Annotated in this window: 24 protein-coding genes; 12 read left to right on the top strand and 12 right to left on the bottom strand. The window is 71.6% G+C overall.

The annotated features are described in order from the left end of the window. The first annotated feature begins 371 nt into the window (after positions 1-371). Together ABD810_RS36460 and ABD810_RS36455 are read left to right on the top strand one after the other, a co-directional pair. A complete protein-coding gene (locus ABD810_RS36460; protein WP_344951846.1) occupies positions 372-1016 on the top strand; it encodes a 3'-5' exonuclease in 645 nt (214 codons plus the stop codon). Between the two features lie 177 nt (positions 1017-1193). Then, positions 1194-2381, top strand: a complete 1188-nt coding sequence (locus tag ABD810_RS36455; protein ID WP_344951843.1) for a PucR family transcriptional regulator — start codon at positions 1194-1196, stop codon at positions 2379-2381. 70 nt (positions 2382-2451) lie between these two features. Here the strand turns inward: ABD810_RS36455 and ABD810_RS36450 are convergent, their stop codons facing one another. Genes ABD810_RS36450 through ABD810_RS36405 form a run of 10 tightly spaced genes read right to left on the bottom strand, consistent with a single transcriptional unit; the run spans position 2452 to position 11708 of the window. Next, positions 2452-3672, bottom strand: a complete 1221-nt coding sequence (locus ABD810_RS36450; RefSeq protein WP_344951840.1) for an MFS transporter — start codon at positions 3670-3672, stop codon at positions 2452-2454. Then, a complete protein-coding gene (locus ABD810_RS36445; protein WP_344951837.1) occupies positions 3662-4909 on the bottom strand; it encodes a hypothetical protein in 1248 nt (415 codons plus the stop codon). The genes ABD810_RS36450 and ABD810_RS36445 overlap by 11 nt, the downstream gene beginning before the upstream one ends. After that, on the bottom strand, positions 4906-6066 hold the full coding sequence (locus ABD810_RS36440) for an ATP-grasp domain-containing protein (RefSeq protein WP_344951834.1): 1161 nt from the start codon (positions 6064-6066) through the stop codon (positions 4906-4908). Before ABD810_RS36440 ends, ABD810_RS36445 begins: the two co-directional genes overlap by 4 nt. Positions 6067-6075: 9 nt before the next feature. Continuing rightward, the gene (locus tag ABD810_RS36435) at positions 6076-7473 is read right to left on the bottom strand and encodes a class I adenylate-forming enzyme family protein (RefSeq protein WP_344951832.1); all 1398 of its coding nucleotides are present in this window, start codon (positions 7471-7473) and stop codon (positions 6076-6078) included. Further along, positions 7470-7967 (bottom strand): beta-ketoacyl-[acyl-carrier-protein] synthase family protein, encoded by a 498-nt coding sequence (locus ABD810_RS36430; RefSeq protein ID WP_344951829.1) that lies wholly within the window; start codon positions 7965-7967, stop codon positions 7470-7472. Before ABD810_RS36430 ends, ABD810_RS36435 begins: the two co-directional genes overlap by 4 nt. Beyond that, entirely contained in the window at positions 7964-9109 is a 1146-nt protein-coding gene (locus ABD810_RS36425; RefSeq protein WP_344951827.1) for a beta-ketoacyl synthase N-terminal-like domain-containing protein, read from the bottom strand. The genes ABD810_RS36430 and ABD810_RS36425 overlap by 4 nt, the downstream gene beginning before the upstream one ends. Beyond that, positions 9103-9510: a 3-hydroxyacyl-ACP dehydratase FabZ family protein gene (locus ABD810_RS36420; RefSeq protein ID WP_344951824.1), complete on the bottom strand. Its 408-nt coding sequence runs from the start codon at positions 9508-9510 to the stop codon at positions 9103-9105. The genes ABD810_RS36425 and ABD810_RS36420 overlap by 7 nt, the downstream gene beginning before the upstream one ends. After that, a complete protein-coding gene (locus ABD810_RS36415) occupies positions 9479-10021 on the bottom strand; it encodes an acyl-CoA thioesterase (RefSeq protein WP_344951821.1) in 543 nt (180 codons plus the stop codon). Before ABD810_RS36415 ends, ABD810_RS36420 begins: the two co-directional genes overlap by 32 nt. After that, on the bottom strand, positions 10018-11406 hold the full coding sequence (locus ABD810_RS36410) for an aminotransferase class III-fold pyridoxal phosphate-dependent enzyme (protein ID WP_344951818.1): 1389 nt from the start codon (positions 11404-11406) through the stop codon (positions 10018-10020). The genes ABD810_RS36415 and ABD810_RS36410 overlap by 4 nt, the downstream gene beginning before the upstream one ends. Before the next feature lie 38 nt (positions 11407-11444). Beyond that, positions 11445-11708: an acyl carrier protein gene (locus tag ABD810_RS36405; RefSeq protein ID WP_344951815.1), complete on the bottom strand. Its 264-nt coding sequence runs from the start codon at positions 11706-11708 to the stop codon at positions 11445-11447. A 250-nt stretch (positions 11709-11958) separates the two neighbouring features. On the opposite strand from ABD810_RS36405, the gene ABD810_RS36400 reads away from it, so the two are divergent. Continuing rightward, positions 11959-12192 (top strand): zinc-ribbon domain-containing protein, encoded by a 234-nt coding sequence (locus ABD810_RS36400; RefSeq protein ID WP_344951812.1) that lies wholly within the window; start codon positions 11959-11961, stop codon positions 12190-12192. Positions 12193-12207: 15 nt separating this feature from the next. Here the strand turns inward: ABD810_RS36400 and ABD810_RS36395 are convergent, their stop codons facing one another. Continuing rightward, positions 12208-13185, bottom strand: a complete 978-nt coding sequence (locus ABD810_RS36395) for a hypothetical protein (RefSeq protein WP_344951809.1) — start codon at positions 13183-13185, stop codon at positions 12208-12210. A 140-nt stretch (positions 13186-13325) separates the two neighbouring features. Then, positions 13326-14108 carry a hypothetical protein gene (locus ABD810_RS36390; protein WP_344951806.1) on the bottom strand — a complete coding sequence of 261 codons (783 nt, stop codon included), beginning with the start codon at positions 14106-14108 and terminating at the stop codon, positions 13326-13328. Between the two features lie 241 nt (positions 14109-14349). Here ABD810_RS36390 and ABD810_RS36385 point away from each other — a divergent pair, with 241 nt between their 5' ends. The 9 genes from ABD810_RS36385 to ABD810_RS36345 all read left to right on the top strand — a co-directional run bounded on the left by ABD810_RS36385 (position 14350) and on the right by ABD810_RS36345 (position 26906). Continuing rightward, positions 14350-14811 (top strand): nucleoside deaminase, encoded by a 462-nt coding sequence (locus tag ABD810_RS36385; protein WP_344951804.1) that lies wholly within the window; start codon positions 14350-14352, stop codon positions 14809-14811. Positions 14812-15126: 315 nt separating this feature from the next. Then, complete coding sequence (locus ABD810_RS36380; RefSeq protein WP_344951802.1) at positions 15127-17637, top strand: caspase family protein; 2511 nt, start codon at positions 15127-15129, stop codon at positions 17635-17637. An 18-nt stretch (positions 17638-17655) separates the two neighbouring features. Next, positions 17656-20643, top strand: a complete 2988-nt coding sequence (locus tag ABD810_RS36375) for a helix-turn-helix transcriptional regulator (RefSeq protein ID WP_344951799.1) — start codon at positions 17656-17658, stop codon at positions 20641-20643. Between the two features lie 28 nt (positions 20644-20671). Beyond that, complete coding sequence (locus ABD810_RS36370; RefSeq protein ID WP_344951796.1) at positions 20672-20896, top strand: hypothetical protein; 225 nt, start codon at positions 20672-20674, stop codon at positions 20894-20896. A gap of 161 nt (positions 20897-21057) precedes the next feature. Then, a complete protein-coding gene (locus tag ABD810_RS36365) occupies positions 21058-21303 on the top strand; it encodes a hypothetical protein (RefSeq protein WP_344951793.1) in 246 nt (81 codons plus the stop codon). Between the two features lie 5 nt (positions 21304-21308). After that, positions 21309-21545, top strand: a complete 237-nt coding sequence (locus ABD810_RS36360) for a response regulator transcription factor (RefSeq protein ID WP_344951790.1) — start codon at positions 21309-21311, stop codon at positions 21543-21545. Positions 21546-21560: 15 nt separating this feature from the next. After that, positions 21561-25028 carry a CHAT domain-containing protein gene (locus tag ABD810_RS36355; RefSeq protein ID WP_344951788.1) on the top strand — a complete coding sequence of 1156 codons (3468 nt, stop codon included), beginning with the start codon at positions 21561-21563 and terminating at the stop codon, positions 25026-25028. Positions 25029-25138: 110 nt separating this feature from the next. After that, positions 25139-25579: a hypothetical protein gene (locus ABD810_RS36350; protein ID WP_344951785.1), complete on the top strand. Its 441-nt coding sequence runs from the start codon at positions 25139-25141 to the stop codon at positions 25577-25579. A gap of 208 nt (positions 25580-25787) precedes the next feature. Beyond that, positions 25788-26906, top strand: coding sequence for an LLM class flavin-dependent oxidoreductase (locus ABD810_RS36345; RefSeq protein WP_344951782.1), 1119 nt, complete (start codon positions 25788-25790; stop codon positions 26904-26906). The last annotated feature ends 89 nt before the right edge of the window (positions 26907-26995 follow it).

Here is a 26995-nt window from a genome sequence, read left to right as displayed (position 1 = left end):
TCGGCCTGCTCGATCTGCTCCAAGTACAGGACGTCTCTCATCGCAAAATAAATTTTGTATGTAAAGCAGAGTTTTGTCAATAGGTCTCACCCGGCACGCGTTCTCCGGTCCCGGCAGGGGGCGGCTCACCCGCTCCGCACAGGAGGTCACCGATGAGGGTGACGCCCTGCGACACCTCGGCAGCGACCGACAAGATCAGCTGTCAAGGATGCCCAAACTGTCGGTGACCGAAATGACGGTCATAGGTGGATATACAGGGACGAACGTGAATGATGTCACGCTCGCCGGGGGTTTCAATGGCTCGTTAGTACCGGGGTTTCCGGACCACCATGCCGGTATCGCGGAGTCGGGCTTTATCGTAAAGTCCGCTCATGGGTCCGATGTCCCAAACACCTGGATACGTGGTCGTCGATGTGGAGACAACGGGTTTTCGGACCTCCGAAGAGGACCGAATTATAGAAATTGGCGTGATACATCTCGATGCAGCTGGTGAGGTCACCGGCGAATGGGCCACTCTGGTCGATCCCGAGCGCGACCTCGGCCCTGAGCACGTGCACGGCATCACCGCCGCCCACGTCCGCGACGCACCGAGGTTCACGGACATCGCCGGCACCCTCGCCGCACTCCTGCACGGGCGCGTCGTCGCCGCGCACAACCTTCCGTTCGACGCCCGGTTCATCTCCTACGAGTTCGGCCGCCTGGGCATCGACCGGGCCCTCGACCACAGGCACGGCGTCTGCACGATGTCCTGGGCGGCGCATTTCCTGCCCGGCGACCCGCGCACGCTGGCGCATTGCTGCGCAGCGGCCGGGATACCACTCAACGGCAGGCATGAAGCCCTCCTCGACGCGCGCGCCGCGGCCGGGCTGCTGCGCCACTACATGAGGCGCGCCGGACCGGTTCCTCCCTGGCGGCGCCTGTTCGACCTCGTCCCCCCGGCCCGGACGCCCGAACCCCCCGGCACGGCGGCCCGATGGCTGCGCCGCGGTGTCCCCGCCGAACCGCCTCCCCCCTAGCGACGACCGGCCGGCGGTCTTCTCGGCCGCGGCCGAGAAGACCGCCGTCTACCCGTTTGTCTGACATGCCGGTCAAAAGTCGGATACGGCCGGGCAATCCAGAACGCGGTTCCAGGCGAATACGTAGTTGCGTGAACTGACGGGAACAGGAACGCAGCATGATACGGGAGATTCGTCATGGGGGATTTCTTCGGCACGTTCAAGCGTCGTGCCGACGCCAACGCTCAACGCGTCGTGGAGGCATGTATCGATGAGATCGCCGACTTTCAGGCCATCGAGTCAAAAGCGCGGGGGTCCATGCTGGAATTCGCGGTCGTCGTACGGCGCCGCACGGCCGATCTCGTCGCCGCCGACGAGCCGCTGCTCGAATCCGATCTCGCCTTCATCGAGTCGGTCGGGGAGGAGCGGGGAACACAAGGCGTGTCGCCGGCCGGCCAGCGCGGCGCGCTGTCCCTGCACGCCGGGCTCACACTACGGGAGATCTCCGAGGCGGCGGGGCCCGGAGACCTCAACGAGACGATGCGCATGCTCGATTGGCTCGCCCGGCACGGCGTGACGGCGCAGGCGGCCTACACCCGTGGCTACTTCAGGGGGCATGAACTGTACCTGTCGGTCACCGCACGCGTCCGCCTGCTCACCACCATGGTGCTCCACGACGACCCGATGGCGGCCGAACTGGGCCACAGTCTGGGCATGCCGGTGGCCGAGCACTACCTGGTCACGGTGATACGCATCGCCGGGGAACGGCGGCGCGTGTCCAAGGCGTACAGCGAGCAGATCGTCCAGCCGCTGCTGGAACAGCACCGCGTGCCCCTCGCCTTGTTCGAGCCCGACGAGCTCGTGGCGCTGATCCCGTGCCGGGGCCCAGGTCTTGTGGACACGGCCGCGGCGGAGAGCCTCGGGCTCTCTCTCGCACGGCTGTTCGCCGAAGTGGCCGGGGGGCCGTGTTCGGTCGGCACGGCCCATGGCCGCCGGTCTTCCCTGGGCCAGGCCGCCGAACTGGCACGGAAGGTCAGCCGGGTCGCGCCGATCGAGCGGGTGCCACAGCGGCTCTACACCGTGGCCGACGTCTTCGCCGAGCTGGGGGCCGTGGAGACGCCCCAGATGGACGAGTGGCTGCGGAAGGTGGCACGGCGGCTGTCCGACGGGCCGGATCTGGTCGTGACGCTCGACGCCTACTACCGCAACGACATGAACCGGCCACTCACCTCGACGTCGCTGCACATCCATCCCCGGACGCTCGACTACCGGCTGCGACGGGTACGGGACCTGGTCGGGATCGATCCCGGGTCGACGCGGGGCGTGCGGGTGCTGAGCACCGCCGTCACGCGGGCGCTGGCGGGCGCATGGGACCACGATCGTTGACCGGTGTGCAGACGGTCCGTGTCGTCGCGCGGGCGGCGTCGACGCCGGCCTCGTGAGCCTGAGCGCGCCTTCATGTCGCGGTCACGGCCCGCGCCCCCAGCGGCCGGAACACGAGGACGTACGCGATGCCGCCCAGCAGCGTGACGATGAGGAAGAGGGCGTGAACGGGCAGCCACTCGGCGGTGAGCGCGACCAGCAGGCCCGCCAGCGGCAGCGTGCACTGATTGAGCAGCACGATCAGGCTGATGGCCCGCCCGCGTTCCTCCGCCGCGATCCAGTGCAGACGCTCGACCCGGATGAAGACGTTGAACAGCCCGCACAGCCCAATGCACAGACCGTAGCCGAGAACGTAGACGGGATAGGACGGGGCGAGCCCGATCAGCGTCCCGCCGAGGATGATGACGGCGAAGGACCCCGCACCGATCCGGTAGACCGACACGCGTCCCAGCAGCCACGGCATGAGGACGAAGGCGGCGACCGACAGTGCTCCCACCGAGGTCTGCAGGGCGGCGAAGGCGGCGTCGCCCTCACGGAAATGGCCGACGGTCAGTGCCGCGCCCGTGGCCAGGGCGAGCCCGACCATGAGGTTGACCACCATGGCCAGGCCGACCAGGGACAGCAGGACCGGCTTGCCCACCAGGGCCTGGACGCCGGCACGCAGATCCCGCAGCACGCCGGGCCGCGGCGCCCCGGCCCGCACCGGGGACCGCATGCCGAGCCCGCTCAGCGCGACCAGCCCGCCCGCGCTCACCGCGAACCCCGCTCCGCTCACCCACAACAGGTCCGCCGGCTCGATCCAGATCAGCAACGCCCCGCCCAGGGCCGGACCGAGTACCCCGGAGCCGTCGTTGATCATCTGCAGCACGCTCTGGGCCTTGGCCAGGTTCTTCTCGGGCACCAGCTGGGGCACCGTCGACTCCAGCGCGATGAACGCCTGGGCGTAGAGGAAGCCGCACAGGCCCATGAGCGCGGCGGTCAGCCCGAAGGTCTGGCCGGGCCAGTACGCCAGCGAGACCACGGTGAGCAGACAGGCCGCGGCACGCAGGCAATCGGCGACCATGTAGAGCCGGCGCCCGCCGAACCGGTCGGCGAGCAGTCCTGCCAGGGGCAACGACGTCAGCCGCGGCAGCCATTCCACGAGGAACGCGAGGCCCGCCATCGCCACGCTCCCGGTCGCCTCGTACACGATGAGCGGCACCGCGAACTGCAGGAGCTGGTCGCCGAGCGTCGAGAACGCGCGCAGCCCCAGGAACACCGCGATGCGCCTGGTGTACGACTCCTCACCTGGCATGGACGACGATCTGCTTCTCGACGGCCGCGGACAGCCGGTCCAGCCGCTCGACGAGCGTCTGCGCGTCGTAGGCGACCAGCATGATGTGGCCGATGAAAGCGGCGTTGTCGGCGACGTCGGCCCTGACCCGGTCCGACGCCGAGGCGGTGAACGCCGCCTCGTGCAGGGGGATGCCGAGCTCGGCGGCGAGGGCCGGGACATCGGGAAGCGCGGCCAGGACCCCGTCACGGGGAGCGCGGAGCATGCGTATCCCGCTGACCGCGCGCGCGACCGGCCGCCTGAGCCGCATCCCACCACCGGCCGACCAGCGCAGCCACGCCCGCCACGGATCGAAGTCCGCGAACGCCAGCCGGGCCAGATCCCAGATGCGCATGCCGGCCGGCCGCATGTTGGTCTCGACCGCCGTGACGCCGTCCTCCCGGAGGAACAGTTCGTTGTGGAAGGCGCCGTTGCCGGCCGAGACGAGCTGCCGCATGTGCTCGCCGCACTCGTCAAGGGCCGCCGACTCCTCCGGCGCCAGCGGCGCCGGCACGATCTGCTGGATCTCGGCGCGGAACCGGTCCTGGGAGGTCAGCTTGGCCGTCAGCCACCGGGCGCCGCCCACGAAGTCCCAGCTGTATTCGCGGGCGTCGCGCACCAGTTCCTCGACCAGCACGCCCGCCTCCCGGTACGGCGCCAGCGCCGCCCAGGCCTCCCGGCACATGGTGGTCCCGGAGATGATCTGACAGCCACGGCTGTTGCCTTCGGCGGCCGGTTTGACGAAAGCGGTGCCGCCGAGCCGCTCCACCGCGGCTTCGAGCTCGCCGAGGGTGCCTACCGGCAGGCTCGGCAGGCGCGTGTAACCGGAGGGATGCGCCGGCGCCGAGGCCTCGATCTCGCGGAAGCGCCGCTTGTCGAACCCGGCCGCCGCCCGAGACGGATCGGCGCCGGGCAGTCCGAGGCGGCGGGCCAGGACGGCGCCCAGCTGCACGCCTCGGTCCGCGAAGGGCAGGACGCCGATCGGCCGCAGGCCGAGCCCGCGCAGCAGGCCGCAGATGCGTTCGACCGCCCGCTCGATCGGGCCGAACGGCGTGACGAGCACCTCGTCGGCGGCGGCACGGTCCTGCGGCTTCGCCTGCTCGGTGATCAGCACCACCTTCGCCCGGTATTCCCGCCGGCTGATGTCGCGAATGGTGCGGACGTCGTAAATCCTCGTGTTGTTGTATCCGATGACCAGAAAACACGGCGTGCTCGTCACCGTTCCACGACCTCCGTCCCGAAACAGATTTCCCGAAGCGTTCGCCGGACCTCTTCCGCCGTTCCCTGCACCACTCCGGACAGGGGCGTCGCCCCGGGCGCGTAGCTGATCTGGCCGTACCGTGACGCGGGCCGGTCGTTCACGACGAAGGAGCGCAGCCGCCCGCCGAATCGAGCCGGGTCGAAGTGAACGGTCGCGGGCCGGACGCGGTGATGCGCCGGGAAGACGAACCAGCCGTAGTAATCGGGACAAGTGAGCGGAGGAGCCTCTTTCATGGCGCCCCAGAGCTGATATTCGAGGTCCTTCTGGTAGAGATCGACGCCGGTGCGCAGCTCGAATGTCTCCGCCACCCCGGCCCCGCCGACCCGGCCACCCGTTTCAAGGAACAGAAAGCGGCCGTCCGCCGCGCGAATGCACTCGAAATTGAAACAGCCGTCGCGCTGCCCGAGGGCGCGCAGGGTCGCGCGTAACAAGGACAGCGCCTCGGGCTCGTCCGGCGCCTGCGCGCACCCGAGCGGGCTGCCGTGGGCGAAGCCGAGGCAGTCTCCCACGTAGACGCTGCTGACCACGGCGCCGATCTCCCCGTCGCGGACGTAGCCGTCGATGTTCCAGATCTCCCCCGGAACGAACTCCTCGACGAAGACCTCGTCGGGGTCCACGCCCGCCTCCAGCCAGTCGGCGATCTGCCCGGCGTCACCCGTCTCGATGCCGGTGCTGGAGGCCCCCAGCCTTGGCTTGATGAGGTAGGTGCCGCCGCCGGGCGGACGGCGGCGGAACTCCTCGACGCTCCAGAACGCGGGCTGCGCGATGCCGGCCCGCGCGGCGCGCACCCTCATCAGCCACTTGTCGCGCAGGGGCAGCACGTCGGCCGGGAGATCGCCCGGGATGCCGAACTCCTCGCGCAGACACGCCGCCGTGAGCAGGTCGTATTCGGAGCGCGCGATCAGCCTGTCCGCCTGGCTGAGCCAGTCCGCGTGCCGCTTGGCCAGGGCCCGCACGTCGTCGGGCCGGACGCCGATGACGCGGCGCTCCAAACCGTCGGGCAGGTCATCGGACGTGGTCGGCGTGAGATAGCGGACCGTGTGCCGCGCATGGTCCACGGCCAGGTCGTACCGGATCTTGGAGAACGGGATGCGATGCAGGATGACGATGTTCACGTGCGTCACTCATTTCTGGAAGAGCAACGAGTCGGGGTCGGTGATGAGGATGCGCCGGGGGCGCTCGGCCGGGAGGAGCATCGTCCTGAGCGCGCCGCGGATCGACTCCTCGATGTCCGGCCGCGGGTCGGTGGGCACGATCTCCAGGTCGAGGGCGACGGCGCCGTCCTCGTCGTGGCCGACCCTCGGCGTGCAGTGCGCCACCTGCGGAAGGCTCTGGACGGCCTGACGCACGCTGACCAGCGACACCTTCTCGCCGCGGATCATTACGAAGTCCGACAGGCGGCCCCGGAAGTACAGGTAGCCGTCGTCGTCGATGTGGAACCGGTCGCCGGTGGCGATCAGTCCAGGGCGGACCAGGGCACGGCCGCGGTGAGGAGAGCCGCCGAGCCGGCGGACCAGCACGGTGTCGGATTCCACCATCAGCTCCCCGCACCCCGTCTCGTCCCGCCGGCGCAGGAAGGCACGCACGCCCGGGAGGGGAAGCCCGACCGAGGCGTGCCGGCGGGCCGGTTCGGCGTGCGCGGCGAGCGTGGAGACCCTCGGCCCCGCCTCGGCCAGGCCGTAGGTCAGGTACAGCTCGCCCGAAGGATGCGCCGACAGCAGCAGCGCCACCGCCTCGGCGGGAAGCTGGTCGCCCCCGACCGTGAGGACGCGCAGCCCGGCCGGCAGCCGCTCGTCCCGGCCAGGCAGCCGCCGCGCGATGGACGGGGTCAGCGAGGAGTGGGTCACCCGTCGCTCCAGCAGCGTCCGGCGATAGGCCGCCGGGGAGAACGGCGGGCCGGAGAGGATGACGCGGGCTCCGGTGACGTAGGCCGCCAGCACCTGGGCCACCATGGCGTAGGAGTAGTAGAGGGGGAGGTTCACCAGCACGACGTCGCCGCCGTGCAGGCCCACGGCCCGGGCGTGCCGGTGGGCGTTGCGCAGCAGCGCGTCGACGCGGTGCAGGCAGGCGCTGGCCATTCCGGAGGTCCCCGAGGTGGACAGCAGGACGTCGCCCGGTGAGTAGCGCCGCTCCTCGATCTCCGGCAGGAGCACCGCCTCGGCGTGGCCGATGACGTGCACGCGCTCGGCCCCGAAGGACTCCGGGGTGAGCCGTCTCGCGACGACGGCACGGGCGTTCAGCCGCCGGGCGAGTTCGCGCACGCGTCCGGGCGGGCTCGCCGGCCCGACGGCGAGCGGGACCAGGCCCAGCAGCAGCGCGGACAGGTAGAGCTGCACGGCGTGGGCGGAGTTCGCCTGCGCGAGGACGATCGCCGTCCCGGGGGGAAGCCCGAGGGTCGACAGGTGGTGAAGGGTGTCGTCCAGCGGCTCGCGCGGTCTGTGCGCCTCGTCCACCACCCGGTCCAGGAAGGCGGCGACCCTGGGGTAATCGAGTGGGGGTGTGGGATCGACGTCGGCTATCACGTCGCTCCCGGGTCCGAGGAGCCGAGCAGCACGCAGTCGGCGGTGTGGGCGCCTCCGGGAACCGTCCGGTAGGTGGCGCAGACGACGTGGCGCGCGTGCCCGTCCGCCAGCCACCTGCGCGCGACCGTGAACCCGGTGTCCGACACCTTCGGGAAGGCTCCGGTGAGGACGAGCGACGGCCCGCGCAGTCCCCACCGCGCGCACGACAGGCCCGCCAGGATTCCGGGGTTCGATCCGGCGAACCGCAGCGGCGAGACCCGGCCACGGCGGGCCTCGCCCGCGATGACCCGCGACGTCGGCAGGGCCGCGGTGTCGCTCATGACGACGATCCCGGCCATCACCGGCTCCACTTGGGCGCCGTCCAGGGCGCGCTCGATCGCGGCCGCGACCAGCCAGGCGAGGGGATCTGCGAAGAACGAGGGCTTGTTGGCGGAGAACCTCGCGGGGTCGGCGGCGGTCACCTCGCCGCGTCCGATGACGGTCGGCTCGGTCACGCCGCCCGCCTCTCGTACGCCTGCGGGACCTCCAGCAGCAGGCAGGTGTTGAACCCGCCGAAGCCCAGCGTGAGGCTGAGACCGAACGTGCCGGCCACCCGCGCGCCCCTGTCGCCCGGCAGGCGAAGTGACAGGCCCGCCAGCGGCGAGGTCAGCCCGGCCAGGGGCGGCACCCGTTTCTCCGTGAGGGCGAGTACGGTGCCGACCGCCTCGATGGCGCCGGTGGCACCGAGGCTGTGGCCGAGCGTTCCCTTGGTGCCGAAGACCACGGGTCCCGGGTCCGCGCCGCCGAAGACCTCCTGCAGGCTGGCGGCTTCGACCTGGTCGTTGAGCGTGGTCCCTGTGCCGTGCGCGCTCACGACGGCTACCCGGTCCGCGGGGACGCGGGCGCGGCCGAGGCAGTTGCGTACGGCCGCGACCACGCTGCGCCCCGACGGGTCGGGGGTGGTGAGACCGGAGGCATCGTTGGCCGATCCGGCGGCACGCAGTACGGCGCGCACGCGCGCCCCGCGCGACCGGGCCGAGTCCGCCGACTCCAGGACCAGGAACGCCGCGCCTTCCCCCAGGATCATGCCGTCATGGGAACGGTCGAAGGCGCGCAGCCGCGTCGGGCTCATCGTCCCGAGCGCCGAGTGGCCCAGCCGCTTGGCTTCCGTGAGGACGTCCACCCCGCCCGCGACGCAGATCCGTGCCGCCCCGCCGCGTATCAGGGCCTCCGCGACAAGGAGGCTGTCGGAACCCGCCGAGCAGGCCGTGATCACGCTCACCGGACGGCTCGCATGGCCGGTGGCCCCCGCCACTTCGGCGGCCCAATCGTCGGAGTCCGCGCCGTCCAGTTGCGCGCCGAAACTGGTCCCGCAGACGAGTTCGACCCGTGGGTCCCCGGGGACGAGGCCGGCGTCGGAGAACGCGGCCGCCAGGGCGCGCGCTCCGATGTCGATCTGCCGCTTGCGTGGGTCCACTTCGCCGTAGACCGGATGCGGCACGGTCGCCGCCAGGTCGTTGCGGAGCCGGTGCGGGGAGGGCACGGGAGCGATCCCGGTCGCACCCGCGCACAGGTGGTCCCACACCTCGTCGAGGTCGTCGCCGATCGGGGTGGACCAGGCCATGCCGCTGATCACCACCGGGTCATCGGTCACCATAGCTGGCGCCCCAGGGCGTCGACCGTGGTCCTGATCAGGTTGCCCTTGAACGAGGCGGCCAGAACGCCCTCCACCGTGGCCGAGGCCGAGAAGAAGAAGACGTTCCCGCTCATCCGCTCCGCCCGCACGTCGAAGATCACCTGGTCGCCGGGCACGACGATTCTGGTGAAGCGCGACCTCATCGAGCCGATCAGGGTGATCTCGTCGTCGGTGAGGGGGCTGGTGCCCATCTGGTAGAGGATGATCGCCGACTGCGCGCAGGCCTGGATGAGGTGGCTTCCCGGGTAGATGGCGCGCTCGGGGAAGTGGCCGGCGATCGCGTCCAGATTCCCGGAGACCAGCAAGGAGCTCTTCAGGAAGAGGCCGGGCTCATGGTCGAGGATCCGGTCGATATAGATCATCGGGTGCCGGTGCCGCAACCATCGCTTGAGCTCGGAGAAGCCCAGCTCCCTGGAAGGGAGTTGTTCGGCCCGTGGCGGGCTCTCGGGGTGCGGCGTGGAGATCGGCATGTGCGGCGAGTCCCTTCAGCGTTTGGCGGACGGCCGGGGGCAGCGGCACCGCGCGCCCCAGGCCGTGGTCGACGGCGGCGAACACCAGCTCGCCGGTGGTGAGATCGGTACGGGCGCGACCGGCGTCCAGCCGGAACAGCGTCACGCGGGTACGGAACCGGGCCCCGCCGACGTGCTCGACGACCGGCTCGCCCAGCACCACGTCCCGGTAGGCGCAGGACCGGTGGTATCGCACCCGTAACTCGGTGATCGCGAGCTCGACGCCGTGCCCGGCCAGGGCGGCCGGCCCGGCGCCGTGCTCTTCGAGGAGCTCCAGGACGGCCGTCTCCATGAGGGAGACGTGGCGCGAGAAGTGAACGACGCCGCTCGCGTCGGTGTCGACGTGCTCGATCCGACGTCTCACGACGACTTCTCGAAAAGGCGGGTGCCCTCGACCAGGCGGCTGATGATCTCGTCCACCTGGTCGAGAGTGGTGATGAGCGGTGGCGCGATCCGCATCGTGGGATGGATGTAGCGCAGCCCTCCAGAGCGCCTTCCGGCTCCCGCCATGAACTCCACGTAGACCCCGGCGGACGCCAGGCATTCACGAAGCGCCGGCGCCCGGGACGCCGCGGCCGCGGACAGCTCGACGCCGTGCAGCACGCCCACGCCTCTGCACTCGGTGTAGGTGTCCGGGAAACGCTCGGCCAGTTCGGCTCGCAAACCTGCGGAGAGCCGGGCGTCGAGTTCCCGCGAATGCCCGATCAGATCCGCGGTGACGATGTGCCGCAGACCCTCGTGGACGACCGCGCAGGTGATCGGCCGCAGGTCCGAGGTGGCGACCGCGCCGGTCTGCCTGACGCGCAACCCTCGTCTGGCGATCACCATGGACGTGGACAGCACACCCATGCCGAGGCTCTTGCCGATGACGGTGATGTCCGTGGGGACCGGAGCGCCTTCGTCGCGCGTGGCGAACATGGCCCCCGATTTGGCGAACGTCAGCACCTCGTCGGCGACGAACAGCACGCCCTTCGCGGCGCACAGATCCGCCAGCGTGCGCAGGTAGCCGGGCGGCGGGAGCAGGATTCCGGCGTCCCCCTGGACGGGTTCGGTGAAGACCGCCAGCAGGCGGCCGGCGTTGGCGGCGAAGTAGTCGCGGAGCGCGGTGAGATCACCGAACGGAATGTGGTCGACGCGCACTCCGTACTGGTCGAGCGGCGCGGGCCCGGGCAGTCCCATCGTGTAGTGGCGGCGGTTGAGCAGGGGGAGCAGACCGGAGGTCCACCCATGCCAGGCCCCTTCGAACGCCAGGATGGTGTTCCGCTCCTCCATTCCCGGCCGGTAGCGGAGCCGGCGATGGTCGAAACGCGACTCCAGAACGAGCCGGAGGGCCAGCTCCACCCCCTCCGAGCCGGAATTGCGGCCCGCGACGTGGTACTCCCCCGCGGGGAAGTGATCGCGCCAGAGGCCGTCCTCGCCGAAGAGCCAGGCGAGCAGCCGCGCGCGTTCCAGGGAGGCGAACTCGTCGGTGACGTAGCCGCTCTCCGTGGTGGAACGTTCCAACGCACGCCGCACGACCTCGTGCCCTGCCCCGAGGCAGGCGCTGCCGTATCCGCCGCTCGCGTCGAGGAGGTGGAGGGACTCCCCCATGCCGGCGGTCAGGCGAACGGCCTCGATCTCGATGCCGTGGCCGCGCACGCACGCGAAGGGAAGCGGCTTGCCGCCGTAATGATTGAAATGTGTCTCCTGGCTGAGCAGAATGTCGTGGAGATTCGAGCCGGAGATCGTACGCTGGCCCGTAGGGGACAAGATAGGCTCCATTATTCCGTGGGTCGCCGCACCTGCGTTCATCGGGTCGTGGAAACGGACCGCACCTTGCTTTCCACCAGGGCGACGACGCTGCCCAGGGTGGAGAAGTTCTCCGGCGCGAACTCGTCGTCGCTGATGACGATCCCGAAGGTGTCCTCGCATTGCACCCGCAGTTCTACGAAACCAATGGAATCGAGGCCGTAAGAGTCCCGCAGATTGTCCTCCAGGCTCATCTGGTGTGCCGGGACGTCGACGTTTATATCGCCTACCAGAATTCCCGTGACGGTCTGTCGGACATCCATTAGCGCTCCTTTTGTAAGGGGTGTCGATCTCGGTCCGGCCAAGCCTCTCAAAACGCCGACGACCCCGTCTTCGTCTTCTCGCGTGAAGCTGCCGTGCGAGCGGGGCGGCCCAGTTGTCACTGCGCGCAAAACCCGGCGGCGTGCTCGCCCCGGCCATGGCAGGGGCGGCACGACGCCCTCATCGGTGCGCGCGGAGAGAGGGAGAGGAGGAGGCACGCACCAAAGAGCCGAAGTGGGGTAGGTGTAGGTGATGTTTCTCCTCTTCGGCTTTCGCACCGTGATCCACCGGCTCGGCATGCTGACGGCCGTATGCCGCAACTGCGGGAACACGGCGGCCCAGATCGTGTCCAGGCGGGTCACCAAGTTCACGCTCTTCTTCATCCCGCTGTTCCCCGTTCACCGGAAGCACGGGATGCAGTGCACCTTCTGCGGAGCGTCCTACGACGTCTCCAAGGACGAGGCGACCCGTCTGGCGGCGCGTTGAGCCTCGATGCCCGGGTCAGCAGGTGGAGCGGAGCGGGACGTCGCGGGCGGAGACCGGGAGGAACTCCAGGCGCAGCGAGCCGTCGCGCGGCATGAGCAGGGCGGTGCCACGGGCGGGCGACCACGACCTGGGCAGGAACAGGTACTGGCCGCCGGACTGGATCATCAGCGTGAGGCCGCTGTAGCGGAAGCGGTAGGCGGCCTTGGCATCGTGACAGCGCACTTCCCTCACTCCGGGCGCGTCGAGGCTCAGGCTGCGGTCGCTGTAGACGATGACACCGGGGTAGGTGGGGAGCTTGGCGGCGAACTGGCGTGCCCGCGAGCGGCCCACCGCGGCCGAGTAGTCGTTCGCCGCCCAGAAAAGGCTCAACGCCACCAGCACGAGAACGGCCGCCCACTGTGCGACGGCGCCCGGACCCGCCTCCGCGCGCCGCTCGCGCCCGCCCGGCCCGGTGGCCGATGAGCGCCGGAGGTGGCCCGTGTACGCGACGAGCAGGACCCCGGTCACAATGCTCAGGGGCGCGGCGGTGACGTACTGATCGAGCACCGTTCTGACACCGAAGACCCTCAGCAGTCCTCCGAGGGCCAGGACCAGCCCCGCGATGCCGGTCACCGTCGTGACGGCGCGGACGACACCAGGACGGGAACAGGCGGCGAGCCGGTCGCGCAGGATCACGTGGCCCCAGAGCAGCAGCAACCCTGCGCACGCGACCACCACCACCGGCACGAAGAGCCCGTCGAAGCTGCGCATCAGGTAGTCGCTGGTGGTCAGGTCCAGCAGGGTCGAGTGCACCCCGAAGTAGTTGAAGAACCAGTAGGCGTGGGACCAGCCGAAGAAGTAGAGCAACGAGGCGACCACGCTCGTGGACCCCACGATCGTGCCGAGGATCCGCGTCAGCCGGGAGACGGCCGACACGTACACCTCCTCGGCGGCCCCGGACGACCTCCCCGCCACGGCCGCGACCGGGCTCCCGCCCTCGGGCTCCACGCCCACCGCTCGCACCACCTCGCCGGGCGCGGCCGAGGTGCCGGCCGCCGGTTCGCCGCGCTGTTGGTGCCGCCTCGGGGCTCGTGGGCGAGACGTCCGGTGCCGGCTCGGTGCCGTTTCGCGAGGGTGTCATGGACGCCTGCCCGTCATGGAGTGCTCTCCTCCGGTCGCGGCAGGCCGGCTTCGGGTGAGGCGGCCTCGCCCTGCCCGGTGTCCGGGGACTGCTCACCGCCATCGGGCGTCTGCTCACCGCCGTCCGGGGTCTGCTCACCGCCGTCCGGCGTCTGCTCACCGTCCGGCGTCTGCCCCTCTCCGTCCGGGGTCGAGTCGTCCGTGCACGGGAGCGCGCCCGTCACGATCCAGACGGTCGTCTTGCGTGCGACCTTGGTGCCAGGGGCGGGATCGGTCGTGTCGAATTCGCAGGTCTCGAGAACGTCGTTGTCGCCTTTCCTCTCCTGCAGGTTCACGCACAGCTCGCCGTTCCCGCACGCCGTCCTGATCCCGGCTTCGAGTCGGGTACGCACCTGGGCCACAGGCTGACCTTGGCTCACCGTGATCTCGGGGATGTCGATCGGCGATCCGAGCCCTTCCTTGCCTGACCCGTTCCCCCCGTCGCCCGGTTCACCGAGCGCGCCCGGGTCACGGCCAGAGGAGTCGCCGTCCGAGGAGTCACCGCCAGTGGAGCCGTCGTCGGAGGAGCCGTCGGTGGACGATCCCCCGCCGGGGTCACCGCCCAAGGAATCGCCACCGGTGAGGCCGCACCCCAGAGCCGAAAGGCACATGAGCAGCACCAGCACGTCACGCGGCCACCGCGATGCCCCGCGATGGCGCCTCGATGGGGTGGCGCGCCGGTGGTCGCCCCGGGCGGACCCGTCCGGGAGCAGGCGCCGGATGCCGGGCGAGCCGGCCGATATCTGTGACTTCGTCATGCTTCGAATGTCAGCCTTGAGCCGGCCCAGCGCCTGAGTAGCCCCCTACCTATATTCAGCGGCGGGCAGGAGAGGTGCGGGTCATCTCTCCGCGACGCGGTGGGCCGCCGTCGCCGGCAGCAGCGCGGCGTGCACGTCCGGGTCGGTCACGGTGTAGCCGAGCAGTGCCTCGATTGAGGCTAGCCATAGTACGGACGATCTGTCCGTTCTCGAAGTCCTCTTATGAGGGGATAGTTGGCTCATGACCAGTAACGTTGTCAGTCCGGTCACGATGCTCGGCGTGGCGCTGGAGGAGGCCAGGAAGGGATACGCCGAAGGCGGCATCCCCATCGGGGCGGCGCTGTTCTCGGCGGACGGCCGGCTGCTCGGCCGGGGCCGGAACCGCCGCGTCCAGGACGGCGATCCGTCGGTCCACGGCGAGACGGCGGCCTTCCGTAACGCGGGCCGCCAGCGGACCTATCGGGGCACCACCATGGTGACGACGCTGTCGCCCTGCTGGTACTGCAGCGGCCTCATCCGCCAGTTCGGCATCACCGGGCTGATCGTGGGCGAGAGCCGTACCTTCACGGGCCAGCACGAGTGGCTCGCCGGCAACGGCGTGAACGTGCTCGTCCTCGACTCCCCCGAGTGCGTCGAGCTGATGACCGAGTTCATCGCCGCCCACCCGGACCTGTGGAACGAAGACATCGGAGAGGACGCATGAGCTCAGTCCCGGTCATCGATCTCGCACCATGGTCCGGCGGGCGGCCGGCAGACCGAGCGAAGGTGGCCACGCAGGTGGACGCGGCGCTCCGGGAGATCGGCTTCCTGCTCATCACCGGCCCGCCTGCTTCCTCCTCAGACCGCGTCCCCCGAAACCGGACTGACCACTCCTGAGCGATTCCCCGCAGCGGGGCGCCGTGGCACGCTGTTCGGGAGTTGTGGCCCATATCGGCCAGGGGCTCCGATGCCTGGAAATCGGGTGGTACGCTCCGCTCGCAGCAGGAGGGGTCCTGGCCGAAACCGGGAGATGGTGACCGTGCCGCGTCGCGCTCTGCTCATCGGTTCCGCGGTCGACGGCCTCAAGGGCGTCGGCAACGACCTCGACATCATGGAGTCCCTGCTCACGGACCGCCGGTTCGAGATCCGCCGCCACGAACGCGAGGACGCCACCCGCGACGCGATCCTGGCCGCGTACCGCCGGTTGATCGACGACACCTCCGCCGATGACCCCGTCGTGGTGTACTACAGCGGCCACGGCGCCGTGGCCCTGGCCCCTCCGGCGACCGCCGCGGGGATGGCACAACCGCCGCCGTACCAGTTCATCGTCTCCTACGACTTCGAAAGCTCCTCGGAGGACGACTTCCGGGGAATCACGGCCTTCGAGCTGTCGATCCTCCTGGCGGACCTCACCGAGCGGAGCAGGAACGTCACGGTCATCCTCGACTGCTGCTACGCGGCGCGGATGTCCAGGGACCCCGACCTGGTGCCCCGGGCGCTGAGACGGCCGTACCGCGCCGACATCGAGGCGCATCTGCTCAGGCGGGGGATCTCCCAGCGGCTGCGCGAGCTGCCCAACGTGGTGAGCAACCCGCACAGCGTCCGGCTCGTGGCCTGCGGGCCGAGGGAGTCGTCGTTCGAGTACCCCAGCGGCTCCGGGCGAAGCGTCGGGGTCTTCACCGAATCGCTCGACCTGGCGATGAAGGAGGCGCAGGGGGTCCCGGTGACGTGGGCCACTCTGGTCCGCCGGGCGCGCTCCCGCGTGCAGCTCATCTCCCCCAACCAGCGTCCCGAGGCGGAGGGCGAGTCCGGACGGCTTCCCTTCACCGTGGAGGTGCCCGACACGGCGGGGGTGCTCCCCGTGACCGTCCAGAACGGCCGGACGGTGCTGCTCGGCGGCCGCATCGTCGATGTCGAGGTGGGGGACGTCTACGCCGTGCTGCCGGCGGGCGCGGCCCTCGCCGAGCCCGGCCTCGCGGTCGCCACCGCGACGGTGCGGACCGTGACCGCCACGACCGCCACGGTGGACCTCGCCTACCTTCACGGCGCCACGAGCCTGCCCGTGGACGCCGAGGCCCACCCGGTACGGCGCTCGACGCCCCTGCGCCCGGTGGAGATCCTGGGCACCGGACCGGACGCCGACCGCGTGCGCGCCGCCGTGAGCGCCGCCACGCACGTACGGCCCGCGACCGGGGACGACACCGATCCGCTCGCCTCCGTGGACGTCACCGCGGGCACCGTCGAACTGCGGGACCGCGCCGGGCCGCTGACACCACCGGCGAGCCTCGACGACGACGTCCTCCTCGCGACCGTGCGCGACCTGAACCGGCTGGCCCGCGCGGCGACGGTCGAGGCGCTGGAGTCGGGCGGCGGTGCCACCGCGCTGGACGCGTCCTCCTTCGAGGTCGAGTGCGGGCGGGTCGTCGGAGGGCGCCCCGAACCGATCCCCGCGTCGGGCACGACGCTCTTCGCCGGTGAGCGGTTGTACGTACGGCTGCGCAACAGGGATCCGAGGCGTTTGTACTTCTTCCTCTTCGATCTCGGTGTCTCGCGCGCCATCACGCTCATCACCAGCGCCGACCCGTCGGGCATCGGGCTGGACCGCGACGAGGAGTGGGTGGTGGGCGGCTCGCCGGACGGCGACGGGCTGGTGGGCCAGGAGTTGTTCTGGCCAGAGCGCTTCACCGGCGGGGTGCCCCGGTCCGAGTCGCTCATCGTGATCGTCACCGACAGGCGCCAGGAACTGCGGGCCCTGGAGCAGGAGGGGCTGCAGGGAAGGCAGCGCGGGGACGCCTCACCGCTGGAGAACCTGATCACGCAGATCGCCGACGGCGGAACCCGCGAACTCAGAGCCGACCAGGGTTCCGGCGTACGCTACGCGGTCCGCCAGTTCGAGTTCCTGCTGCATCCGCAGGCGGCACCGGCCGATGAGGCGGCGTCGTTCCTGCTCGACGAGCTGCCCGACCGATCCCTGCGGATCATGCCACCGCCGCCGGCGACGCCTCCTCCCGGCGCGGTGACGGTACGCCTCACCGAGCTGATCTCGTCCCGCGCGCCTGTGCCGGGTGAGGCGGGCCTGCGCGTCGACGCGATCGTCCTGACGGCTCCTCCCGGCCCGGCGGGGGGCGCTCGCGTCCACCGGGCCGTCACCGCGTGGGCTCGCGCGAGCGACCAGGTCTCCTTCGATCCGGTGCCGCTCTACGACGGGCCGGTGCGCGAGCACCTCGACATCGCGATCTGGGTCTCGCGGGACCGGGCCGGCGCCCCGTCCCTCGCCGAAATGCTCGCACAGCAGCCCGCCGCGCCGGGCCCGGAGGACGACCCGCCCGGCCCTCCGGCGATCGGTGCCGTGTCGGACACGGCCGCGGTCGTGGACCGGTGCGACCGGCTGCTCGCGGACGCGGTCGAGGACAGGGTGGCCCTCTACCGGGCCGCCATGCTCGCCGCGGATGGTTTCGGCGCCGGCAGGCATCCCGCCCAGGGGCTGCTCCGGTCGGGGGATCTCTCCTTCACCTACCAGATCGACCAGGCCGTGCCCGGTCAGGGCTGATACCGCTGGAGGTGCATCGTGACGCGCCTGTCGGCGGACCGGATGGTCGGCCGTGCGACCGAGCTGGAGCTCCTGCGGGACGCGTTCGGCCAGGCGGCCGGCGGCAGCCCCCAGGCCGTGGTCGTCGGCGGCGAGGCGGGCGTCGGCAAGAGCCGGCTGGTCTCCGACTTCGCCGCGAGGGCGACGAGCGACGGCGCCCGGGTGCTCATGGGAGGATGCCTCGATCTCAGCGCCGGGGACATGCCGTACGCGCCGCTGGCCGAGGTGCTGCGAGGGTTGATGCGCGACCTCGGTGTCGCGGCGGTGCGGGAGCTCGCCGGGCGTGGCTGGCCGGAGCTCGGGCGGCTGGTCCCCTCACTGCTCGACGAGGACCAGACCGAGCCTCCCGCCCGCGACGGCTCCCAGGCGCGGCTGTTCGAGGCCATCCTGCGCCTGCTCGACCGGCTCAGCGCGCCCTCCCCGGTGCTGCTGGTGGTCGAGAACCTCCAGTGGGCCGACCGTTCCACGCTGGACCTGCTCGTGTTCCTGGTCCGGACGCTCACCCGCGAGCGCGTACTGGTCGTGTGCACCTACCGGACGACCGATCTGCGGCCCGGGGGGCCGCTGCGCGCCGTCCTGGCGGGCCTGGAACTGAGCGGGCGCTGCCGGCGCTGCGAGCTCGGCCGGCTCGACCTTCCGGAGCTGCGGGAGCTGGTCGCGGCCATCCTCGGTACCGCTCCACCGGCCGGGCTGGCCGAGCGCGTCCACGCCCGCTCGGACGGCAACCCGTTCTTCGCCGAAGAGCTGCTCGCGGCCCGGGAACCGGATGACGGGGACGTTCCCCTCGCGGTGCGCGACATCGTGCTGGCCCGGGTCGAGGCGCTCGGCGACGCCGCCCGCGAGGTGCTCGGCGCGGCGGCGACGGCGGGGCGCCAGGTCGGCCATCCGCTGATCGCCGCGGTCTGCGACATGGGCGAACGCGAGTTGCTGCACGCGCTGCGCGAGTGCGTCGGCCGGCAGGTGCTGGTGGTCAACCCGGTGGAGCAGACCTACGCGTTCAGGCACTCGCTGGCCAGGGACGCGGTGTACGCCGAGCTGCTGCCGGGCGAGCGGATCCTGCTGCACCGCGCGATCGCGACGGCGCTGGCCGAAAGGCCCTCGCTGTCCCGGGTCGACGGGCCGAGCGCCGCCGCCGAACTGGCCCATCACTGGGAACAGGCCGGCGATCTTCCCCGTGCCCTGGGCGCCTCGGTCCGGGCCGCCGAGGCGGCCATCTCCGTCTTCGCCTACGTGGAGGCGGGGCGGCAGTACGACCGGGCGCTGCGGCTGTGGGAGGACGCCGGCGACCCCGAGCAGGCGGCCGGTCTGCCGTACGCCGACCTGCTCGCACGGGCGGCCGACGCCTGCCGCTGGACGGGCCGGCTCGCCGAGGCGGTGACGCTGGTGGACCAGGCCCTGGTCCACGCCGAGGCCGAGGGTGACGCCGTACGGATCGGCGCCCTGCTGGAGCGCCGGGGGCGCTATCTGTGGGAGCTGGGGGACGGGGACGCGTCGCTGCGGGCCTATGACCGGGCGTGCGAGGTGCTGGCCGCCGAACCCCCGTCGGCCCGGCTCGCCTGGGTGCTGGCGGGACACGCGACCGCGCTCATGCAGGCGGGCCGGTACCGCGCGGCGATCGCACGGAGCGAGCAGGCGCTGCGGACCGCCCGTCAGGTCGGCGCCAGGGCCGAGGAGGGGCGCGCGCTGAACACGATGGGCGTGGCCCTCACCCTCACCGGCGCCCCGGACGCGGGGATCTCGGCGGTGAGGGAGGCCGCGCGGATCGCCGACGACACCGGCGCCCTGGAGGACGTCTTCCGCGCGTACGCCAACCTCGCCTTCGTGCTGGAGACCGCCGGACGGCTGGAGGAGGCGCTCGAGGTCGCCCAGCGAGGGGTCGGCCGGAGCAGGGATCTCGGCCTGGAGCTCACCGGTGGCGGCGTCCTGCTCGCCAACGCCGCCTCGGTCCTGGTCCTGCTCGGCCGGTGGGACGAGGCGGAGGAGGTGGCCGACGCGGCCCGCGGCCGTGACATGCCCCCCGGCTACGGCTTCTATCTCGACATCGTGCACGCGGAGATCGAGATCGGCCGCGGCCGGCTCTCGCAGGCCGAACGGCGGCTGGAGACCGCGGGCTCGGTCGCCACACGGCTCGACGAACCGCAGTTCGCCGCGCCGCTGCACATGCTCCGCGCCGAGCTCGCGCTGTGGCGCGGGCGGCCCGGGCAGGCGCGGACGGCCGTCGGCGCGGGACTGGCCGCGACGGCGCGGGGCGACCACGGCGGTTTCGCGCTGCGCCTGTGCGCCCTCGGGCTGCGCGCCTGCGCGGACGAGATGCGGCGCCTGTGCTCGCTGCCGAGACCCGACCCCGTCTCGCTGGCGGAGCTGACGACTTCTGCGGCGGACCTGCTCCGGCGGGCGGAGGAGGCGGCCACGCAGCCGGGCGACGGCGTGGCCCCGCTTCCCGACATGGCGGCGACGCTCGCACTGTGCCGCGCCGAGCACGATCGTCTCTCCGGCCGGCAGACGGCCGGCACGTGGGCGGCCGTCGCGGCGTCGTGGAGCGGGCTGCGCCGTCCCTATCCCGCCGCCTATGCCCTCTGGCGGCAGGGCGAGGCGGCGATCGAGAAGGGCGAGCGGCAGGCCGCGGGCGGCACATTCCGGGAGGCCGGCCGGATCGCGGCACGGCTCGGCGCCGAACCGCTGAGCCGGGAGATCACGGCGATGGCGCGGGCCGCCCGTGTCGACATCGGATCCCCGCCCGATCCTCCACCGGCTCCCGAACCGGATCCCTTCGGCCTGACCCCACGAGAACGGGAGGTGCTCCTCCTCCTCGGACAGGGCTGGACCAACCGCCAGATAGCACGTCGGCTGTTCATCACCGAGAAGACGGCGAGCGTGCACGTCTCCAACATCCTGACCAAGCTCGGCGCGTCCAGCCGAGGCGAGGCGGCCGTGACGGCACGGCGCCTCGGCATCATCACCACCTGACCCATCCCCCCACGTGAGGACAAGCGACATGGCGAAGAGAATCCACTTCAGGTTCGGCAGCTTCGACCTTCCGGATGGTGTCGATCTGGCAGAGCTGACCCAGAACCTGCTGGAGGCGCTCAGCACAGGCACGGCCGTGGTGATCGGCGTGGAACACGTGGGGCATGCCTTGAATGTCATCGTGAACGGCGAGGAGACCCTGTACGTGATCATCGATCCCGACGGGGTACACGGCGGCTTCCATTCCGGATGAGCGGCGATCCGGCCGATCCACCGCTCCCTAGGCGGGCCGCCTAGGGAGCGGCCGCCTCGCGTCTAAGGTTTTCGCGCACCCTGCTCGCTCCTTTCTCCCCATGACCCCGCCCTCCTCCCGGGCGATGGTGACGGGAGAGACCGGGGTTCGAAGGGGGCGCTATGACCAAGCGCAGCGAACTGGTTGACAACGCTCGCGCCGAGGCGCTGTTCGTCAGCCGTATTCCGACCGGCACCACACCGAGCCGTGCCGAGGCCACCGAGGCCATCCGCCTGGCCGTGCGGGGGTGCCACGGCACGCGGGGGTGTGCCGCGGCGATGGCCACCGCGTACGGGGACAGTCCGGAGACGGCGTCGGTCCGGATGCGGTGGGCGCGGGACGTCGTCCTCACCGTCTACGCGAGGTGAGGGCCATGGACCTCTCCCCCGCACCGAGGCTGACCCCACGCGAGCAGATGGTGCTGGCACTGCTCGCCGAGGGGCTCACGGCCAGGGCGATCGCCCGCCGCCTCGGCATCTCCCACCGCACCATCGGCAAGCACCAGGAGAACCTCTACCGCAAGCTCGACAGCTCCGACCGGCTCACCGCCGTGCTGCGCGGCCAGGCGCTCGGCCTCGTCACCTTCCCATTCCCCATGCGACGGCTCTAGAAGGCGGGGGGCGTCATGCTCCGATCGACGGACTTACTGGTCTCGCTGCTGCTCTCCGAACAGCATCGGAACGACCTGTCGCTCTATCTGGGCCCGGACGGCCAGGTTGCCGCGCTCGCCTCGTTGCCCGATGAGGAGCGGCCACTTGCCGTGTCGGCCGCTGCCATCGCCGCGGGGCGGCCCAAGCATGCGCTCCGCGTACTCGAAGGGGTGACGGGCTCTCGCGAGGTCGTCGAGGTCGCCTCCGCGCTGCGGGTGGCGGCCCGGACGAACGACCTCAACCTGTTCCCGGGCGGAGCGGGGCAGGCCCTGCCCCAGGCCGTGCCGGTGGCAGGCGAGGTCCCGACGCCGGTGGATCCCGGCGCCGATCTGGTCGTCCTGGTCGCGGCGCGCATGATCCCGCTCGTGCAGAGCGCGCGGTCGATGGCCGAGGACGCCCTCATGGGGGACTCCATCGGAGCCATCGCACAGGTGTACCGCTGGTTCGACGAGCTGGGGGCACGGTTCGCCGCCCTGGACGCCCCCGGAGTGCTCTGCTACCACTGGCTGGCCCTGGCCGACGTGGCCCGGCGCGCGGGACGTGTCGCCGACTCCGCCGGGCCGCTGGAGGCCGGCCGGGAGCTGGCCGGCGACGATCCGGTGGCGCTCGCCCACCTCAACCTCGTCCAGGGGGACTGGGCCCTCACTCCCGTCTCGCACCCTGAGATCATGGGGCTCTCGCTCACGGGCCGCGGCCCTGCGGTGGCGGTCCCGGCCGCGGACCCCTCCCGCGCCGCGGAGTTCTACGCCAGGGCCGAGGAGCTGTACGCCGCGGCGGGCTTCGGTGGCGGGGCGGCCGCCGTCGCCCTGCGGCGCGCCCATCTGGCCCGGAGCGCGGGCGACGCCGCAGCGTGCGAGATCGCGCGGGAGCGGGCCAGAGAGCTCGCCGGGCTTTCAGGCGAGGACGCGATGGCCCGGGTGCTGGACGTCCACGCGATACTCGACCGGCTCGGCTCCGGGGAGGACGTCCCCCGGCGGGAGGTCGACGCCGTGGCGGCATGGAGCCGTGCCGAGGGCGGCGACGGCCTGGCACGCGGGCTGGTCCGGCTGATGCTCGCCGCGGCGAGCAAGCAGAGGGAAGGCGGGGCGTCGCCGCCCGTCATGCGAGCGCTGCGGCTGGCGCGTCACCTCGCCGCGGGGGTGGACGCGCCGGCCGAGAAGGACCTCGCCGACCGGGCCTTCATCGACTTCGTCAGCGACACCAACTTCCGGTCGGCGTCGGCGGCGTTGCTCGCCGGGGAGACCGCCCAGGCCGTCGCGGCCCTGGGGGAAGGTCCCGTGGACGTCCTGGCCTGGGTGCGGGCCGTGGAGCAGGCGATCTACCTCGACCGGATGGCCGAGGGCGGCGCCGACCCGGATCTGAAAGGGCTGGCGGCGGCCCGGCTCCAGGAGGTGGAAGCGGCCTTCGCCCGGATCCCTGATCCGCCCGCTGTGCTCGCGCCGCTGGCCGGCGATGTCAGGGACGCCGCCCGCCAGGCCCGCCCGCTGGTCCTGCGGTACCAGGCGCGCCGCGCCGAGCAGGCGGGATTCGCCGATGACGCCCTGGCCCTGCTGCGCCGTGCGCTGGACCTCACCGATCAGCCGCACGACGCCCTGCTTCGGGCCGTGCTCCTGTGCGAGTCGGGCCGCAAGGAAGAGGGGCGCGCGCTCGCTCTGCAGATGGTCCAGGACGGCTCGCTACCCGACGACCTGGCCGTCGACCTCTTCCTGCGGCTCGGGGACCCGCAGACCGCCAAAGAGGCACTCGACCGGTACGACACGCGGCCACCGGTCATCCCGGTGGACCGCCCTTGGACCGACCTCTCCCGGCGGGCGGAGCTGGCCGAGGCGCTGGGAGACCACGACACGGCCGCCGACCTGTCCGGGCGGGCGATCACCGAGTTCGAGCGGCGTGCCGCCCAGCTCGTACAGGAGACGTTGCGCACCTCCCTGACGGACGACGTCGCGGTCGCCGGGATGTACCACACCGGGATCCTGGCCCTGCTCGGACAGGCCGGGGACGCCTCAGGAACCGGCGAGCGGGTGAAGCTCGCCTTCGAGCTCTCCGACCGCTGCCGCGGCCTGGTCGTGGAGGTGCTGGAGGCGCTCGACGACCTCTCGCCGGGCGCGGCACGCGATGCCGTACGACGCTGGCTGCGCGCCGGGTCGGCCTGGGCCGCGGCCTACGAGGGGCTGGTGGAGGAGGTCACCCGTGATCCGGAGCGCACCCCCGCGCCCGAGGAACTGCGCCGCCGGGTGCTCGACGCCGAGGAGGAGCTCGAAGAGGCGGAGTCGCAGGTCACTCGGCTCGCCCCCGCCCTGCTCACCGGCCGGCGCGGGACGCGGCCGGGCGCCGGGTTCGAGGAGGTGCAGGCCGGCCTCGGCGAGGACCGGGTGCTCGTCGCCTACGAGAGCTTCGGCGACGACCTGGTGATCTGGGCGGCCGACCGTGAGCGCATGCGCCACCGGCGGCTGCCGGCGCGCGAGCGTGATCTCGCCTCGCGGGTCCGGCGGTTCCACACCGAGTGCTCCACCGGAGGGCTCTCCCCCGATTCCGGCGCCGAGCTGGCGGAGCTCCTGCTCGGCCCGGCCCGGCAGATGATCGGGGAACGCGAACACCTGGTCATCGTGCCGCATCGCGCCCTGGCCCTGCTCCCGTTCCACGCGCTCCCCTGGGACGGCCAGGTGCTCGGCGACCGGACCGTGGTGTCCTTGCTCCCGTCCGCCGCACTGCTCACCCGGCCGCAGGCGGACCGGCGGCCACGGCTCGACAGCCCCGCCCTCCTTGTCGGCGATCCCGCCTACGCGCCGGGCCGAGGCCTGCCCGGCCTGCCGGGGACCGCGACGGAGGTCGCGACCATCGCCCGCATGCTCGGCACCACGGACCCGCTCACCGGCGCCGCGGCGACCGAGGAGGCCGTCGCCCGGCAGGCCCCGGGGCGGCCGGTCGTCCACCTCGCCACCCACGGCCTGGTGTACGAGCGGGCGCCGCATCGGAGCTTCGTCGCACTCGCCGGCGACGACCTGCTCACCGTCGGCGACGTCATGGGCCTCAACCTGGCGGCCGACCTGGTCGTGCTGTCCGCCTGCCATACCGGCCGGGGCACCGCCACGGCGGCTGGTGACGTCGTCGGGCTGGTCCGCGCGGCGCTGACGGCCGGAGCGCGTCACGTCGTGGTGTCCCTCTGGCCGGTCCACGATGAGGCGGGGTGCCTGCTGATGACGGGCATGTACGCGCGCCTGGTCGCGGGCGAGGGCGTGGCGCAGGCGCTCACCGGGGCCCGCCGCGAGGTCCGCGCCATGGACGCCGCGGCGAGGAGCGCCGCCTACGAGCGACTGCGCCAGGAGGCGGGAACCGACCCCGCCGCCGGGGACTCACGAGACATCCCCGCCCAGGGCCCGCCGCCGGACCGGGAAGGCAGGTCCTCCTTCTACTGGGCGCCGTTCGTCCATGTGGGGGCCTGACGCGCTCCGCGGTGCCGCTACGTAGTTGTGCGAATACTCCCGCCGCGACGGCCCGGTGATGCTTGGAGAAGCGGAGACACCAGGTGTCCGCCGTCATCCGGGAGGTTCTCATGAATTCCAACGACGCGCGCATCGCGGCGGTCTACACGACCCAGACGGGCGCCACCGTACGCGACAGCTCACCCAACGCCGGGCCGCCGAGATCCGGCACGTTCGATCTCGTCGTCCAGCTCGAGGCGGGGAACGTGCTCGGCCAGTCCGGCGCCGACTACACGCTCAGCTTCGCCGCGCTCAACGACAACACCGGACAGCCCGCGGCCCAGCTCGTCCCCACGGGCAACCCCTTCAAGGAGGAGTTCGACGCCCCCGCGTGGACGAAGAGCGGCTCCGACTTCGTCCGTACGGGCACGGGCGAGGTGACGGGGATCCTGCGGTACAAGATCGCCGTGCCGGCGGGAGTGACGGGCACGTTCCACTACAACGTGGAGCTCGTCAGCGCCGGTTACCAGGTGGTCGAGCTCGTCCGTAGTGACGCTTTCATCCTCGTCTGAGCGGCCGCGGACGACCGGCCGGCCACGGGGCCCTGCCGCGCCGTCCGCGATCATCACCGAGGCTCTGGAGACGGGCGGNNNCGGGAACCGGCCGTCCTCGTCCCCATCACATCGCCTGGGCTCGACCACCTTCGCCGGTACCGGAATAAGCTCTTCGACCGAGACGCTGAGGTAGTTGAAACTTCAACGATGGAGGGTGAGGAGCACGATGCAGTTCGGGATCTTCAGTGTGGGCGACGTCACGACCGACCCCACCACAGGCAAGACACCGAGTGAGCATGAGCGGATCACGGCGATGGTCGCCATCGCGCTCAAGGCCGAAGAGGTCGGCCTCGACGTCTTCGCGACCGGTGAGCACCACAACCCGCCCTTCGTGCCCTCGTCGCCCACGACGATGCTCGGCTACATCGCCGCTCGCACCGAGCGGCTCATCCTCTCCACGGCCACGACGCTGATCACCACGAACGACCCGGTCAAGATCGCCGAGGACTTCGCGATGCTGCAGCACCTGGCCGGCGGACGCGTCGACCTGATGATGGGCCGCGGCAACACCGGGCCGGTCTACCCGTGGTTCGGTCAGGACATCCGCCAGGGCATCCCCTTGGCCGTGGAGAACTACGCGCTGCTGCACCGGCTCTGGCGCGAGGACGTCGTCGACTGGCAGGGCCGCTTCCGCACTCCCCTGCAGGGCTTCACCTCCACGCCCCGGCCCCTCGACGGGGTCCCGCCGTTCGTGTGGCACGGCTCGATCCGCAGCCCGGAGATCGCCGAGCAGGCCGCCTACTACGGCGACGGATTCTTCGCCAACAACATCTTCTGGCCCAAGGATCACTACATCCGCCTGATCAGGCTGTACCGGGAGCGCTTCGCCCACTACGGCCACGGCACGCCGGAGCAGGCCATCGTCGGGCTCGGCGGCCAGGTCTTCATGCGCAAGAACTCGCAGGACGCGGTGCGTGAGTTCCGCCCCTACTTCGACAACGCGCCGGTCTACGGCCACGGCCCGTCGCTGGAGGAGTTCACCGCCGAGACGCCGCTCACGGTGGGCAGCCCGCAGGAGGTCATCGACAAGACCCTGACCTTCCGGGAGTCCTTCGGCGACTACCAGCGCCAGCTGTTCCTGATGGACCACGCGGGGCTGCCGCTGAAGACCGTGCTGGAGCAGCTCGACCTCCTCGGCGAGGAGGTCGTGCCCGTGCTGCGCAAGGAGTTCGCCGCCGGGCGGCCGAGCCAGGTGCCGGACGGCCCCACCCACCGGGCGCTCGTCGCCCGCCGCGACGCCGGGGCCGCCGGGGAGCCGCCCGTCCCTGCCGGCTCCCCGTCCTGACCCTCGCCCGCACCCACCCATGGAGAAACACACGCCCGAGGGCTTCCGGTCGGCCTGGACGGTCCGATGCCCCTGCTCATCGCTCTGGT

Origin of the sequence: Sphaerisporangium flaviroseum (assembly GCF_039537005.1) — a bacterium.
Lineage (GTDB): Bacteria > Actinomycetota > Actinomycetes > Streptosporangiales > Streptosporangiaceae > Sphaerisporangium > Sphaerisporangium flaviroseum.
Note: the sequence above shows the minus strand (reverse complement) of the source record. Positions and strands in the feature narration are given on the sequence as shown.